The following is a 15,317-nucleotide window of genomic DNA, read 5'->3' on the forward strand; positions in this document are numbered from 1 at the left end:
ACGTCAGGTCGTTCGACTTTGATCCGTCGTGCCCGGAAAGCGGCCTCAGATTTCGCAACCGGTCAAATTCAATGCCTTGAGCAGGCCGCCGAACGCCTTGAGTCGACAGGGCTCGGTCTCGCTGGCGGCCTTTGCACGCTGAGCATTGGCAGTTCGCTTGGCAACAATTGCCTTTGGTTTCGGCCTGGGACGTTCAGCGGTCGCGATCTTCTTCGTATCGCGCCGATGACGGACGATTGGTTCCGGTACGGTCGAACCGACTTGGATGTCTTGCGGAGCAACAGGGTTCTCGACCGGAGCGTCCTGTGTCGGCATCGCGCTGCTCACAGCGGCAACCTCGAGGCGATCGGCCTTCGGCAACGCGTCATGTGACGCAGAGACGCTAGCGCTCTGCTCGGCAAGCGGCTGAGCGATCGCGACGGCGCGACGCGGTGGAGCGCTCAGCTCCATTGCCGAAAGCACGCCTGCGCTCAACAGGATGAGGAGGCCCAACAACGCCATTTTCAGCATAAAGCGCCTCTAACCTAAGTTAGTGCCGCTGAAAATTCTCCGCGCCAATAAGGCAACTTGTCGGCGATTGCCGACCTACGGCGAATCATTTGCCGACAGGGTTAACGTCGGTGCTGCTTCTGCGGCCGCTGAGAATAGACCGTACAGCTGGGCACCGCCTGACCGATTGGGCGACCGCTGCTTTTGACCCAATGCAGACAAGCTCCCCTTCGACGGCAGCGAAGCCTCGCCAAGTCCCTCTCGTCGCGGAGCTTAGTTGACCGCAGGGCACGAGGTCAGATCGATCGTTGGCTGGTAAACCCTTCTACCAGAGTCTCCGGCGAGATTTTGATCCGCCGTGTTGCATCGGCGGTCAGCCAGTTCATCGCAGAGGGTCCAACCCACGGGCCTGGCCCTTTTCGTCCGCGTTCGACGCTTGGCTCGACGCCAGCTCTCAGGGCATGGCGGACTAGATTTTCTCATACCAAGTTTCTTCGCAGTTCGGCGGGCATGGGTCGACGTCCAGCTCAAAAATTTCCAGGAACCATTTCCGTTCCGAACCATCCAAGGGGTGCGCGGCAATCACCGACAGGCCTCCGGACGGCAACGCGCACGGCGGCCGTTGCACGGGATATGCTGGCTGCAATGCCTCAGGAAACCGATGTAAGGAGGTGCCCATGGCAAGGCCTCGTTCGACTTCCATCAGCAGACGAAGTGTGGTCGCAGGACTGGCGCTGACCGCCGCCCCCGTGGCTTTGGCCGGAGCCAATCAAGCGCGTGCGCAGGCCCAGCAAACCACTCCGGATCAAAGCCTGTATGAACGACTTGGCGGCGTCTTCGCCATTGCAGCGGTCGTGGATCACTTCAGCGACGCTGTCGTAAAGAACGCCGTCGTCGGTCAGAAGTCAAAAAATCCGCAGTTGAGGGAATGGCACACCAAAAATCTGAAACGCTTGCCTGGTCTCAAGTTCATGCGAACACTTTGGGTCTGTGACGTTTCGGGTGGGCCGTTCCAGTTCAAAGCCACCAGGCCGGGGACGACGCCCCTTGGCCTTGAGGAGGCGCACCGGACATTGCGGATCTCTCCGGCGGAATTCGACGAGGTCGCCGCTGAACTCGGACGGACACTTGACTTCGCCAAGGTCCCGAAGCGCGAGAAGACCGAAGTACTAGCTGCGTTCGCCAGCCACAAAGATGAGGTGACCGCCGGTTACGTATCGAGAGCCAAGCGCGGTTGAAGCATCCCGTGATGCCGAACGACGAATTGCGACCTCACGCATAGGCGACCCAGCCGCGGAAGGCGAAGCCGGTATAGAACAGGGTTGGGTCGGAGAAGCCGGCCTCGCGCAAGATCACCTCATCCTGCGCGGGCGCCAGAATCTCCAGATGGTTGGTGACGGCATTCCGCGCGGCTGCCGCCTGCTCGGGCTCGACGCCGGAGGCGGCCAGGAACGCCGAGTACCGCGACAGCCACAGCGGGCGCTCCTGCTCGCCATTGGGCGCGCTCAAATGCGCGACCACGAACGGCGCGCGCGGCTTGAGGCGGCGACGGACCTCCGAGGCGATGCGGCGCCGCTCCTCGACGCCGACGAAGTGCAGGGTCAAGAGGCAGGTGGCACCGTCGAACGGTCCCTCCGGGGCATCATCGATATAGCCTTGATGAAGGCGTGCACGGGATGCGAGCGATCCCAGGGTTTGCCCGGCCAGCGCCAGCATCGCCGCGGACGGATCGACGCCGTCGAAGCGCCAGCCGGGATGCGCTTGCGCAAACGCTTTGAGCTCCAGGCCGCCACCCGCGCCGAGGACGAGCACCTGCCCATCGTTTGGGACGCTTTCGGCGAGCAGAATCGCCGTCATGGACTGCATGGCGTCATAGCCCGGCACGAAGCGCCGCGGCCCCTCGGTGTATCTCGCCACGAATTGCGGATCGGAAAATGCGGCTTGCATGTCGGTCATGATGTTGTCCCCGTGAATGGAGCCGTTCACGCGCGATGCGCGCTGATGTCGTGGATCTTTCGGGACCCGAGCCGCTTGCGCAGGTCCTCGCCCAGCATCGCCAGCGTCACCTCGCCGAGCCGCGCCAGCAGCAGCGCCTCCGCATCGTCAAAGGCCTGATCGAGGGCGGCATTGACGGCCTGCTCGACCAGACAGCCGGGCGCCTCGGTCCGGTTGCCCATGGCCAGAAGCGGGGGATTGCCGAGCGCGGCATAGACGTCGCGCAGCGTCACCTTCGACAGGTCGCAGGCGATGGTCCAGCCGCCGCCGTGCCCCTTCTCGGAGCGCACGTAACCGATCTCCCGCAGGCCCGCCATGATGCGGCGGATCACCACCGGGTTGGTGTCCATGGCCTTGGCCAGCGTCTCGGACGTGAACGGCCCAGGCTGCTGCGCCATGTGCAACAGCACGTGCAGAACGCCGGAGAGTCGGGAATCTCGTTTCATGTAACTTTATATGTTACATGATGGCGGCGGCGTCAAGCGGGCCCCACGCAGGTCTTTCCGATCCCATAATTCGACCGCGAGCGAAGGACCCGCCGTCAGGCTTGTGCACAATCGCGCCGCGGGGCGCAGGCTGTCGACAAAGATGCAGAACGGCACGTTTTATGGTTGGCGAGTCGTCGCGGCGAGCTTTGGTCTCGCCGTTCTCGGCCTTGGTTTCGGCTTCTATGGTCCGCCGATCTTCCTGAACGCGGTTTGTGAAGCCAGGGGTTGGCCGCTGGCGTTGGTCTCGATGGCCGTCACCGTGCACTTCCTGATTGGATCGACCGTGACCGCCAATCTGCCGGCGCTTTATCGGCGCTTCGGCATTGCAGCCGTGACGAAGGCCGGCGCCCTCGCGCTGGCCGTCGGCATCTTGGGATGGGCGAGTGCAACAACGCCGTGGCAGCTGTTCGGCGCGACGTTGCTGAGCGGCGCGGGCTGGGTGACGATGGGCGTCGCCGCCGTCAACGCCATCGTGTCGCCCTGGTTCGTCCGCCACCGCCCTGCGGCGCTCGCCGTCGCGTATAACGGCGCGAACGTCGGAGGGATCATCTTTCCGCCGCTCTGGGCCGCGGCCATTGCAATGTACGGCTTCGCCATCGCAGCGGCCGTCCTCGGCGTGATCATGGTTATCCTGGTGTGGATGCTCGCAAGCACCGTGCTGTCACGCACGCCTGCGCAGATCGGATCGCTGCCGGACGGAGCGGAGCCAGCCGCGGCGACCGGGCCTGCGGACGCTGCGCGGCGGCTCCCGGGATCGCTGATCTGGCGAGACCGAAAATTCCTGACGCTCGCGGCCGGCATGAGCCTCGGGCTGTTTGCGCAGATCGGCCTGACCGCGCACCTGTTCTCGCTGCTGCTGCCCGCGCTCGGCACGCAATGGGCCGGACTGGTGGTCGGGTTGATCGGCGCTATGGCGATCATGGGTCGAACGCTGCTGGGCTGGCTCATGCCGGAGCGCACCGACCGGCGGCTGATTGCCTGCGCCAGCTACACGGTTCAAATCATGGGCTCGATGATCTTCATCGCCGCGGCTGGAACGAACGTTCCGCTGTTGATTCTTGGCGTCGTCCTGTTCGGTGTCGGATTCGGCAACGGCACGTTCCTGCCGCCGTTGATCGCCCAGGTCGAATTTGCACCAGAGGACGTACCGCGTGTCGTCGCGCTGATCGTTGCGATGTCGCAAGGCGCCTATTCATTCGCGCCGGCGGTCTTTGGCTTGATCCGCGAATGGTTTTCGGCCGCCGCCTCTGGTGCCGCGCCAGGCTTCTATGTCGCCACGGCGTTGGTGCAGGGATTGGCGATCTACGCTTTCTGGGCGGGGCGCCGTGCGCCGCGCTGAAGCCGTCAGGTCCGACACGCAACACCGGGCGCGCCGATGATGTCATCCTGTTCCTGTTTTGCCCGACGGATCAATGATCGTCTCGTAAAATCAGGAATTCTCGCCGCGAATTCCGAAAGGATCATGCTCTCTTGCCGCGTCCTATGCTGTTGATTTTGCTGTCCCCGGCTACTGTGCATGGGGTTGTTTTCGCACAATTCTGTCCTGCGATCAGGAAGGCCGGGATAGACCATGCTGATTTGTCACGGTGACGCCGCCGCGCGCGGGGACAACAATCAGCCAGGGCGACCGTAAGGACAGACTTTTCGTCCTCACCTCGCGCGGCGCCCGTTTTTCATCAGTCCATTTTTCGGAGGCGCATCATGCAGGTTTATAATGTGGTCAGGTTCAAGGTGAAGTCGGGCGAGGAAGCTGCCTTCCTCGACGCGCATCGGAACGGCAAGGCCAAATGGCCGGGGCTGGAGCACGGCGTCATCATCAAGACCGGCGAGCAGACCTTTTGCCTCATCGGCACATGGGCCAGCCAGGACGCGATGGTCGCGGCGCGACCCGCGATGCTCAAGACCCTCGACAGTTTCCGGTCGGTGCTCGAGGACCAGGGCAATGGACGCGGGGTGACCGACGCCGTTTCAGGGGCGGTGGTGCTCGATCTCTAGCAACGCTGCGGCGCGCGCTCACTTCATCACCCGCAGCCCCTTGGTCGTGAACCGCTGGGTCTTCTCGCCCGGCCGCACCGGTCGCCGCGTGCCGGCGGCCTTACCGGTGCCGGGGGGCTGGTGGGCGGGAACGAGCTGGTGCGGCTGCGAGCCGATCAGGTCGCGGCGGCCCATCTCGATCAGGGCCTCGCGCAGCACCGGCCAATTGTCGGGATCGTGATAGCGCAGGAAGGCCTTGTGCAGGCGGCGCTGGCGCAGGCCCTTGATCGCCTCGACCTTGTCGCTGCCGCCATGGCGCACGCCGCGCAGCGGATTGACGCCGGTGTGGTACATCGCAGTGGCCGTCGCCATCGGCGAGGGCAGGAAGGTCTGCACCTGATCGGCGCGATAGCGGTTCTTCTTGAGCCACAGCGCGAGGTTCATCATGTCCTCGTCGGTCGTGCCCGGATGCGCCGCGATGAAATAGGGGATCAGGTAATATTTCTTGCCGGCCCGTTCGGCCGCTTCGTCGAACATCCGCTTGAACTTGTTGTAGGCGCCGATGCCCGGCTTCATCATCTTGTCGAGCGGGCCGCGCTCGGTGTGTTCGGGCGCAATCTTGAGATAGCCGCCGACGTGATGGGTGACCAGCTCCTTGATGTATTCCGGGCTCTCCACCGCAAGGTCATAGCGCACGCCGGAAGCCACCATCACCTTCTTGATCCCCTTGGTCTCGCGCACCTTGCGATAGAGCCTGATGAGGTCGTCATGCGAGGTGTTGAGGTTCGGGCAGATCTCGGGGAAGACGCAGGACGGCCGCCGGCATGCCGCCTCGACCTTCGGGTCCTTGCACGCCATCCGGTACATGTTGGCGGTAGGGCCGCCGATGTCGGAGATCACGCCGGTGAAGCCCGGCGTCTTGTCGCGGATCTTTTCGATCTCGCGCAGGATCGAGCCTTCCGAGCGGTTCTGGATGATGCGGCCTTCGTGCTCGGTGATCGAGCAGAAGGTGCAGCCGCCAAAGCAGCCGCGCATGATCGTCACCGAAAACTTGATCATGTCCCAGGCCGGGATCTTTGCTTCGCCGTAGGACGGATGCGGCGCGCGCGCGTAGGGCAGGTCGTAGACCGCGTCCATCTCGTCGCTGGTCAGCGGGATCGGCGGCGGGTTGAGCCAGAGATCGCGGTCGCCATGACGCTGCACCAGCGGCCGCGCATTGCCGGGATTGCTCTCCCGGTGCAGCACGCGCGATGCGCGGGCATAAGCTTCCTTGTCCTGCTCGACCTGCTCCAGCGCCGGCAGGCGGATGACGGTCGCACCCTTCTGGCGGGTCGCGCCTTCGTCGGCGGAATCGAGATCGTCGGCGTGCAGCTCGGTGTAATCCTCGGGGACCTTGCGGAACAGCGCGACGCCCCTGATGTCGTCCAGCGCGCGCGGCGCTTCGCCGGCGGCGAGCCGCTGCGCCACCTCGACGACGGCGCGCTCGGCATTGCCGTAGAGCAGCAGGTCGGCCTTGGCGTCGGCCAGCACCGAGCGGCGCACCTTGTCCGACCAGTAATCGTAATGCGCGATCCGGCGCAGCGAGGCCTCGATGCCGCCGAGCACGATCGGCACGTCCTTGAACGCCTCGCGGCAGCGTTGCGCATAGACGACCGTGCAGCGGTCCGGCCGCTTGCCGCCTTCGCCGCCGGCCGTATAGGCATCGTCGCTGCGGATGCGCCGGTCCGCGGTGTAGCGGTTCACCATGGAGTCCATGTTGCCGCCGGTGACGCCGAAGAACACTTTTGGCTTGCCTAATGCCTTGAACGGCTCGGCCGAATGCCAGTCCGGCTGCGAGATGATGCCGACCCGAAAGCCCTGCGCCTCCAGTAGCCGGCCGATGATGGCCATGCCAAAACTCGGATGGTCGACATAGGCGTCCCCGGTCACCAGCACGATGTCGCAGGCGTCCCAGCCGAGCGCGTCCATCTCGGCGCGGCTCATCGGGAGGAAAGGTGCCGGCTTGTGCGGCTGCGCCCGGGCCATCAGCGGCTTTGCGGCGGTGATCATCTGGGTGTCCATGGCGCCAAGGGATAAGTCCCCACGCCTCCGAATTCAACCGACGGGCGCGTGAAAGTTGAGGTTCCCGGGCCGCAGCCGGGGCGTCGTCAGGGTTCTCACCGCGGCCGACATCGGATATCCGGTTGCTCCATGGGCAAGGAAACCTCCGACGGCGGTCATGACGCAGTGGGCAGCGTATCGCCGTCCGCGAATGCCTGGCTTGGCGTGATTGCGCTGGTCGGCTTCATCCTGGTGGCGACCGCGCAGGCCTCCAATCAGATTCTGGCGCGCGGGCTCGCAGGCTCCGTCCCGCCCTTCGCGCTCGCCTTCTTCCGCTGGAGCATCGTCGCAATCGGGCTCGCGCCGATCGCGCTCAAGGAGATCCAGGGCGGCCGCGTGCCGCTCGGCCGAAACGTCTGGCCGATCCTCGCCGCCGGCTTCATGGGCATGTTCCTGTGCGGCGGTCCGGTCTATGCCGCGGGCGTCTCGACGACGGCGATCCACATCGCGCTGATCATGGCGCTGTCGCCGATCACGGTGCTGCTGATCTCCGCCCTGCGCGGCATGGAGCATGTCGGCCCGCTGCAATGGCTCGGCACGGCCCTGGCGCTCGCAGGCGCGCTGCTCATCATCTCCGGCGGCCATCCGCAGACACTGATCGAACTTCAGACTGCGGCCGGCGACGGCCTCGTCGTGATCGCGATGCTCGGCTGGTCCGGCTACACGCTGCTGCAATCGCGCGCCGCGCCGAAGGCGTCGCTGCTGGCACGCATCAGCCTGTTCTCGGGCGCCGGCGCCCTGTTCTCGCTGCCGCTCGCGGCCATGGAGATGTGGGCGACGCCGGGACAGGTCTTCAGCACCAAGGCGCTGTCGGCCTATGTCTTCGCCGGGATCGTTCCCGGTCTGCTCGCCTATGCCGGCTTTGCCTGGCTCGGCGGCAAGTTCGGCTCGGTGCGGACCTCGCTCGTGCTCTATCTCGGGCCGATCGCCAGCGCGCTGCTGTCTTTCGCCATCCTCGGCGAACCGCCGCAGCTGATCCATCTTTTCGGTGGTTTGCTGATTTTGAGCGGCGTCTGGGCCAGTTTGCGCCGCTAGTTCCATCCGCATGGGTCCGGGTTCACCCGCAGGAACCATCGGCCTTCGCGGACATTCTGATGAGGGGTTGCCGCGAGCCCGGCTCGCGCGCACTCGCGATGTTCGCCTCTGGCGATGGGGGAGCTGTGAGTACAGTCATAGAGAACCTGCTGTTGCGAAAGCAGAAGCTCGTGGAGCAGCTCGAAGAGGCGCCATCGGTCGAGGACCGCGACAGGATCGAGCACCAGCTCGAGCAGATCAATACCGCGCTGGATTTTCTGGACAGGCCGGGACCGAGGGAAGGGCGCTAGAGGCGCTCATTCCACCTTCAGCGCCTCCACCTTCAAGGCCTTGGCATAGACCACGCCTGAATTGGTGATATGCGTGGTCATCAATTCTTCGAAGGCGGCGAACGCGCCGCGCGCGAACAAATCGAGCAGCCTGCGATGCTCGTCGAACGAGGTGCGGGTGCGCACGTCGATCGGCGAGGTCAGATTGGTGCGGAGCGCGGCGACGCGGCCGGAGACCAGCTGATAGGATTCGGCGAGGTAGCGGTTGCCGCAATGGGTGAACAGCGCCTCGTGAAACGCGGCATCGGCGCGGCCATAGGCGATGTTGTCCTTTGCCGCAACCGCCGGCTCCATCGCCGCGATGGCCTCGCTCATTGTGGCGATTGCACCGTCACGATCGTGACGATAGGCGAGCTCGGCAGCCTTGGGTTCGAGCGCGATGCGGAAGGTGCAGAGCGCGTTGATGTCGTCCGCGCTCGGCGTGAAGACAAAGCTGCCAACCTGCGGCCGGATCACCACGAGGCCTTGCGCCTGCAGCTGGCCCATCGCCTCGCGCACCGGCGTGCGGCTGACGCCGAAGGAATTGGCCACCATCTCCTCGGAGATGGCGGCGCCGAGCACGAACTCGCCGTCGATGATCGCCTGCCGCAGCCGCTGCATCACCCGCTGCGACAGCGATTTCGGCGTATCGAGCTTGAGCGAGCGCATTGGCGTTTCTCAGACCACCTTGCCGGGATTGAGCAGATGGTCGGGATCGAGCGCCGCTTTCAGCGTCCGCATCAGCGCGATCTCGGCGTCGCTCCTGGCGTGGCCCAGCCACTTCTTCTTGAGCGTGCCGATGCCGTGCTCGGCCGAGATGCTGCCGCCGAGCTCGCGGACCAGGCCGTAGATGATCGTGTCCATCTCTTCCTTCGGCTGCTGCTCGACGGAAAGGCCGGTGACCCAGGAGACCAGATGCAGATTGCCGTCGCCGATATGGCCGTAATAGACGCTCTCGCAGCCCGCGATGCCGGAAGCAAGCGCCGCCTTGCAGCGCGTGACGAACTCGTCCATCCGCGCAACCGCAAGGCCGATATCGTGGGAGATGTGCGGGCCCAGCACCTGGCCGAACTCGGCGCAGATGTCGCGCACCCGCCAGAAGCTTTGCGTCTGCGCCAGCGATTGCGCCACGGCGGCATCCGCCAGCAGCCCGCGCTCCATCAGCTCTTCGAGCCAGGCCTGGAAGCGCGGCGCGTCCAGGCTCTCGTCGGTGCCTTGCGCCTCGACCAGCACATAGAGGCCGTGACCTGCGGCGACCGGCGGCTTCACGCCGGCGCGAGTCGTGATCACGTCCCAATAGTCCGGCCACATCACCTCGAACGCCGACAGCAGCGGCCCGAGCCCGCTGCGCGCCGCATCGAGCAGCGCGATCACCGCGGCGTAATCCTTCAGCGCGCAGAGCGCCGCCATGGTCGAGCGCGGCTTCGGGAACAGTCTCAGCACCACGCGGGTGATGATGCCGAGCGTGCCTTCCGAGCCGATGAACAGATGCTTCAGATCGTAGCCGGCATTGTTCTTCATCAGCTTGTTGAGGCTGGTGATGATGGTGCCGTCGGGCAGCACGACTTCGAGACCGAGCACCAGCTCGCGCGTCATGCCGTAGCGGATCACGCGGTTGCCGCCGGCATTGGTCGAGAGGTTGCCGCCGATGGCGCAGGAGCCGCGCGAGCCAAGATCGAGCGGAAAGAAGAAGCCGGCTTCGTCCGCGGCCTTCTGGATCGTCTCCAGCGGCGTGCCTGCTTTCACCGTCATCGTCGCGGAAGCGCGGTCGATCTCCTCGATGCCGCTCATGCGCTCGAGCGAGATCGCGACCCAGCCGGCTTCGGGCGAAGCGCCGCGGCACAGCCCGGTCAGTCCGCCCTGCGGCACGAACGGCAGCTGCGCCTGCCGGCAGGTCGCAATCGCATCGGCCACGCCCTGCGCATGGACGGGACGGATCACCGCAAGCGGCGTCTGCGGCAGGCTCGCGCTCCAGTCGTTGCAATTGCGCGCCGGCACGTCGGTGCCGATCAGGACGGCGGCTGCGCCGAGCTTGTCGCGCAGGGCGCCGAGCAATTGGTCGGGACGCTTCACCGGGGTCACCATGATCATGCGAGACCTTCCTGAATCTGGCTGCGCCCATGCGCGCCGTGACGGTGGAAAGGATTTGCCTCTTTCTTGTATGTAAGGTACAAGGCGGAAAGTAAAGCAAAAACAAGGCTCGGAAGCCTCCTTAAAGACCATTGGGAGATCAGGGGCTTGGTCCGAGATCGCAGCTTAGAGGGCGGTGTGATGACAGAGGCAATTCGCGGGTTCTGGGTGGCATCGGCGACGCCGCTGGCGGCCGACGGCAGCGTGGACTCCGCCAAGCTGGCGGCTCACGCCAAGCAGCTCTTCGGCAAAGGTGTCGACGGCGTCGTGCTGTTCGGCACCACCGGCGAAGGCACCTCCTTCAATGTCGCCGAGCGCATCGCGACCATCGAAGCCGTGCTCAAGGCCGGTGTCGCGCCGGAACGCATCGGCATCGGCGGCGGCTTCCCCGCCATCACCGACGGCATCGCGCTGACGCGCGCCGCGCTCGGCCTCGGCCTGCGCCACGTGCTGGTGCTGCCGCCTTACTTCGACCGCAGCGTCGCGCCCGAAGGCATCGAGGATGCCTTTGCCGCGATCATCGACGGCGTCGCCGACGATCGGCTGCGCGCCTATCTCTATCACATCCCGCAGACGTCGGGCGTTGCGATCCCAACCGCCGTCGCCGCGAACTTGCGCAAGCGTTACGGCAAGGTGATTGCCGGCCTGAAGGACTCCAGCGGCGACTTCAAGCAGTTCCAGGCGTTCCGTGCCGCGGCTCCCGAGCTCGCCATCACCGTCGGCAATGAAGCCGATATCACCCGAGCGATCGCCGCCGGCGGTGCCGGCACCATCTGCGGCATGGCCAATGTCGTGCCCGAGCTGGTCAAAGGCATGGTCGAGGGCAAGGATGTCGAAGCGCGCATGCAGGCTGCGATCGACGTCGTGCTGAAGACGCCCTCGTTCACTGCGACGCTGAAAGCAATCCTGGCGGCACAGACCGGCGATGCGGCCTGGCAGCGCGTGCGCCCGCCGCTCCGCGCCTCGTCCGACGGCTCCGCGTTCAAGCGGAAGCTCGACGAGTTGACGGCTCCTGCCATCGCCTGAGACCGCACAGAATCGTGACACGCCGCGAATTCGCGTGTTGCGTGTTGCGACCGGCACGACGGCAATTGGAGATTGCCGTTCGATGTCGCTCCTTCTTAGAACGATTCAACACTAGAGCGATTCAACTCTGCCTGCGGTTCTCTTCGGGCACCGCGGCTGTTAGACGCGCCAGCTTCAATGCTGCGTCTGACCTGGAAGTGAATCGAACGTGCGTGCCCATCTGGATGGCCAGCGTGTCTGCGGCCATCGAACTCATGCCGGCAAGAGCCGTGCAGGTCTTCTCATCGGAGCGGCCGTGCTGCTCGCCGAATGCCCCTCCATCATGACGACCGCGCAGGCGCAATCGGCCCTGCCCCCGGTGACGGTGGAGGCGCCGGCGCAGCGGCCGAAGCCGGCGCGCGCGTCGGATCAGGCGTCACGCCGCACGCAGACCGCCGCGCGCCAGCGCAATCGTAACCCTGCGCCCGCCGTACCGACACTCTCGGAGCGCGCGGCCGCGGAAGCCGCCGCGCAGCAGGCCGCAAAGCTCGGCTACCGCGCGATGCCGAGCGCGACGACGCTGCGCAGCGGCGCCTCGCCACTCGACACCTCGCAGTCCGTCAACGTCGTGCCCGAGCAGGTGTTGAAGGACCAATTGCCGCGCAACATCGACGACGCGCTGATTAATATCAGCGGCATCACCCAGACCAACACGCTTGCCGGCACCCAGGATGCCGTGATCCGCCGTGGCTTCGGCGACAATCGCGACGGCTCGATCATGCGCAACGGCATGCCGCTGGTGCAGGGGCGCAGCCTCAATGCCGCCGTCGAAAGCGTCGAGGTGCTGAAGGGACCGGCCTCGCTGCTCTATGGCATCATGGACCCCGGCGGCATCGTCAACACCATCAGCAAGCGTCCGGAGCTCTATCAGCACGGTTCGATCACGCTGCTCGGCTCGGCCTACAGCTCGTCCAAGACAGGCGCCGACGGCACGCTCGACATCACGGGCCCGATCGGCGACGGCGGTCTCGCTTATCGCTTCATCGGCTACGGCGTCAGCGAGGACTATTGGCGCAATTTCGGCCGCCACAGGGAAATGCTGGTGAACCCGTCGCTGGCCTGGTACGGCGACACCACGACGGTTCAGCTCACCTATGAGCACCGTGAGTTCATCACTCCGTTCGACCGCGGCACGTCCTTCGTCAAGGGGGCGCCGCTGGCGATCCCGGCTACGCGCCGGCTCGACGAGCCCTTCAACAATATGTGGGGCACCTCCGACCTGATGCAGGCTTCGGTCGAGCAGAAACTCGACGACAATTGGAAGGTCACCGCGGCTTACAGCTACAATACCGAGACCTTCAGCGCCAATCAGCTCCGCATCACCAACGTCAACGCCACGACCGGCGTCGAGACGCGCAGCAACGACGGCACCCGTAACTCGCTGAGCAACGCCAGCTACGGCACCGCCTATTTGCAGGGCGACGTCTGGATGGGCGGCTTCCGCCACGAGATCCTGTTCGGAGGCGAAGCGCTGTATCGCACGATCGATCGCCACGACTTGATTCGGCAGGCGACGCCGAGCTTCAATTTCTACAACCCGGTCTACGGACTGATCGTGCCGGGAACGACCGTTTCGGCAACCGACAGCGAGCAGACCGACAAGCTCGGCACCCGCGGCTTCTTTGCTCAGGACACCTTCCATCTGACCAACTGGCTGTCCGTGGTTGGGGGCGTGCGCTGGATGGAATACGAGCAGCTCGCAGGAAAGGGCCGGCCTGTCTTCGTCACGAACACCAATCTCGCAGGCGACAAGGTGCTGCCGCTCGGCGGCGTCATCGTCAAGCTGAACGAGCAGCTCTCCTATTACGTGAGCTATACGCAGTCGTTGAAGCCGACCTCGACCATCGCGGCTTTCACCACCGGATTCGTCGTCGACTCCACCATTGCGCCCGAAGAGGGAACACAGTGGGAGACCGGGCTGAAGTTCGATGTCAACAAGCGGCTGTCAGGCACCCTGGCGGTCTACGACATCGAGAAGAAGAACGTGCTGGTGCTCGATGACATCGGCAACGGCAAGTCGGCGGCGCGCACCTCCGGCGCGGCCCGGTCGCGCGGCGTCGAATTGGACGTGACCGGCAAGCTGACCGACCAGTGGAGCATGATCGGAAGTTACGGCTATACGGATGCGCGCCTGATCAATGATCCCGTCGTCGGCAACGCAAAATTGCTGAATGTCGCGATGAACACGGCCTCACTCTATCTCGTCTACGATTTCGGCGACGCGCTCGCTGGACGTCTGCGACTCGGCGGCGGCGCGCGCTATGTCGGTGACCGGCCGGGCGACGCCGCCAACACGTTCTTCATGCCGGCCTATACCGTCGCAGACATCTTTGCGACTTACGACACGAAGGTCGATAATCTGCCGGTGACCTATCAGTTCAACGTCAAGAACCTGTTCGACAAGGTCTACTATACATCCACCACCGGAAACGCCCTGAACGTCGCGATCGGCGATGCGCGGCGCGTCTCGCTGTCTGCCACGGTGAAGTTCTAGCCATGGCAGCGCGGCTCGGACACACCATCAAGGCGGTCCTGTTCCAGGTCCATTCCATCGCGGGTCTGGTCCTTGCTCTGCTGGTGTCCCTGATCGCGCTGACCGGCGCGATCATGAGTTTCGAGGACGAGATCGTCGATCATCTCAACGCCGGCATCATGCAGGTCGCGCCGCGTCAGGCGCCGGTGCTGATGCCTGATGAGCTGGTTGCGCGGCTGAAGGCTTCGCAGGATCTCGGCAAGGTCGCCGCCGTCACACTGTCGAGCGATCCGTCTGCGGCGGTTCATGTCCGCTTTGCGCGTGACGGCCGGGGCGACCGGCCGACTTCGCTCTATGTCGATCCCTATGACGCTAGCGTGCTCGGCTCGCCGCGCGGCGAAGCGTTTTTCGCGACTGTGCGCCGGCTGCATCGCTGGCTGCTCATTCCCGGCGATGGCAAGGGCTGGGGACGTCCGATCACCGGCACGGTCGCGCTCGGCCTGATCGTCATGCTGGTCTCGGGCCTCGTGCTGCGCTGGCCGCGCCGTGCAGGCAGCGTGAAGATGTGGCTGAAGCCGAATCTTGGGCTCGGTGGCCGCGCTCTGCACCGGTCGTTGCACACCGTGATCGGCACCTGGGTCCTTCCGGTCTATCTGACGATGACGCTCACCGGTCTGTATTTCTCCTTCGAATGGTACAAGGACGGCGTGACCTGGCTGCTCGCGCGTCCGCACGTCACAGCAGCGAAAATGCCCGCAAAGCTGCCGCGTGCGGCCAACTCCGAACCGGCGGCGCCAATTGGATTCGATCAGGCCTGGATGACGTTCCAGCGTGAGGAGGGCGATCGGTTCTCCAGGGCTTTGCTGACGCTGCCGGCGCAGGGTACGACGTTGCGGATCCGGTCGTGGGGGAAAGCCTCGTTGCTGGAGACCACGCGCGACGAATTCCGCATCGACGCCGTGACCGGGCAGCTGGTCTCTGCGGAGCGCTTTGCTGACAAGACGTTCGGCGAAAAGATCATCGCGGCCATCTACGACATCCATCGCGGCGAGATCCTGGGCTGGCCGGGCAAGCTCGCGTTCATGATTGCCGCGATGTCGATGCCGTTGTTCGCGATCACCGGCATCCTGCTCTACCTGTCGCGCCGCAAACTGCGCCGTCCGGCACAGCAGCCGCTCGGGCGGCTCGTTCCTGGCGAGTGAGCGGACGAGGCTAGCCAACGCGCTTCTAATCGGTCAAAAGCTTCTGGCCCTCTTCTCA

14 protein-coding genes are annotated in these 15,317 nt (G+C 64.9%); 8 read left to right on the forward strand and 6 right to left on the reverse strand.

The genetic code is table 11. The features are described from left to right. Nucleotides 1-45: 45 nt before the first annotated feature. Entirely contained in the window at nt 46-510 is a 465-nt protein-coding gene (locus BM190_RS03290; RefSeq protein WP_092251826.1) for a hypothetical protein, read from the reverse strand. A 656-nt stretch (nt 511-1,166) separates the two neighbouring features. On the opposite strand from BM190_RS03290, the gene BM190_RS03295 reads away from it, so the two are divergent. Beyond that, nucleotides 1,167-1,727 (forward strand): group I truncated hemoglobin, encoded by a 561-nt coding sequence (locus BM190_RS03295; RefSeq protein WP_092251828.1) that lies wholly within the window; start codon nt 1,167-1,169, stop codon nt 1,725-1,727. A 34-nt stretch (nt 1,728-1,761) separates the two neighbouring features. Here BM190_RS03295 and BM190_RS03300 read toward each other — a convergent pair whose 3' ends face one another. Further along, the gene (locus BM190_RS03300; protein WP_177236874.1) at nt 1,762-2,445 is read right to left on the reverse strand and encodes a class I SAM-dependent methyltransferase; all 684 of its coding nucleotides are present in this window, start codon (nt 2,443-2,445) and stop codon (nt 1,762-1,764) included. Nucleotides 2,446-2,471: 26 nt separating this feature from the next. Next, nucleotides 2,472-2,930, reverse strand: coding sequence for an Rrf2 family transcriptional regulator (locus tag BM190_RS03305; RefSeq protein WP_018321192.1), 459 nt, complete (start codon nt 2,928-2,930; stop codon nt 2,472-2,474). Nucleotides 2,931-3,072: 142 nt separating this feature from the next. Here BM190_RS03305 and BM190_RS03310 point away from each other — a divergent pair, with 142 nt between their 5' ends. Together BM190_RS03310 and BM190_RS03315 are read left to right on the forward strand one after the other, a co-directional pair. Further along, entirely contained in the window at nt 3,073-4,311 is a 1,239-nt protein-coding gene (locus tag BM190_RS03310) for an MFS transporter (protein WP_092252005.1), read from the forward strand. Between the two features lie 362 nt (nt 4,312-4,673). Beyond that, the gene (locus tag BM190_RS03315; RefSeq protein WP_092251832.1) at nt 4,674-4,967 is read left to right on the forward strand and encodes a DUF718 domain-containing protein; all 294 of its coding nucleotides are present in this window, start codon (nt 4,674-4,676) and stop codon (nt 4,965-4,967) included. 18 nt (nt 4,968-4,985) lie between these two features. Here the strand turns inward: BM190_RS03315 and BM190_RS03320 are convergent, their stop codons facing one another. Further along, the gene (locus BM190_RS03320) at nt 4,986-7,007 is read right to left on the reverse strand and encodes a YgiQ family radical SAM protein (RefSeq protein ID WP_092251834.1); all 2,022 of its coding nucleotides are present in this window, start codon (nt 7,005-7,007) and stop codon (nt 4,986-4,988) included. Between the two features lie 129 nt (nt 7,008-7,136). Here BM190_RS03320 and BM190_RS03325 point away from each other — a divergent pair, with 129 nt between their 5' ends. Both BM190_RS03325 and BM190_RS40200 read left to right on the forward strand, forming a co-directional pair. Then, on the forward strand, nt 7,137-8,081 hold the full coding sequence (locus BM190_RS03325) for a DMT family transporter (protein WP_092251837.1): 945 nt from the start codon (nt 7,137-7,139) through the stop codon (nt 8,079-8,081). A gap of 125 nt (nt 8,082-8,206) precedes the next feature. Further along, on the forward strand, nt 8,207-8,371 hold the full coding sequence (locus BM190_RS40200) for a hypothetical protein (protein WP_177236875.1): 165 nt from the start codon (nt 8,207-8,209) through the stop codon (nt 8,369-8,371). Nucleotides 8,372-8,377: 6 nt separating this feature from the next. Here the strand turns inward: BM190_RS40200 and BM190_RS03335 are convergent, their stop codons facing one another. Together BM190_RS03335 and BM190_RS03340 are read right to left on the reverse strand one after the other, a co-directional pair. Further along, nucleotides 8,378-9,058 carry a GntR family transcriptional regulator gene (locus BM190_RS03335; protein WP_092251841.1) on the reverse strand — a complete coding sequence of 227 codons (681 nt, stop codon included), beginning with the start codon at nt 9,056-9,058 and terminating at the stop codon, nt 8,378-8,380. 9 nt (nt 9,059-9,067) lie between these two features. Continuing rightward, nucleotides 9,068-10,480, reverse strand: a complete 1,413-nt coding sequence (locus BM190_RS03340; protein ID WP_092251843.1) for an FAD-binding oxidoreductase — start codon at nt 10,478-10,480, stop codon at nt 9,068-9,070. Between the two features lie 180 nt (nt 10,481-10,660). On the opposite strand from BM190_RS03340, the gene BM190_RS03345 reads away from it, so the two are divergent. From BM190_RS03345 to BM190_RS03355, 3 genes are all read left to right on the forward strand, one after another. Next, a complete protein-coding gene (locus tag BM190_RS03345; RefSeq protein ID WP_026202508.1) occupies nt 10,661-11,545 on the forward strand; it encodes a dihydrodipicolinate synthase family protein in 885 nt (294 codons plus the stop codon). 208 nt (nt 11,546-11,753) lie between these two features. Then, nucleotides 11,754-14,078 (forward strand): TonB-dependent siderophore receptor, encoded by a 2,325-nt coding sequence (locus BM190_RS03350; protein WP_092251845.1) that lies wholly within the window; start codon nt 11,754-11,756, stop codon nt 14,076-14,078. A 2-nt stretch (nt 14,079-14,080) separates the two neighbouring features. Further along, nucleotides 14,081-15,259, forward strand: a complete 1,179-nt coding sequence (locus BM190_RS03355; protein WP_092251847.1) for a PepSY-associated TM helix domain-containing protein — start codon at nt 14,081-14,083, stop codon at nt 15,257-15,259. The last annotated feature ends 58 nt before the right edge of the window (nt 15,260-15,317 follow it).

It is taken from the genome of Bradyrhizobium sp. Rc3b (genome assembly GCF_900114915.1).
Lineage (GTDB): Bacteria > Pseudomonadota > Alphaproteobacteria > Rhizobiales > Xanthobacteraceae > Bradyrhizobium.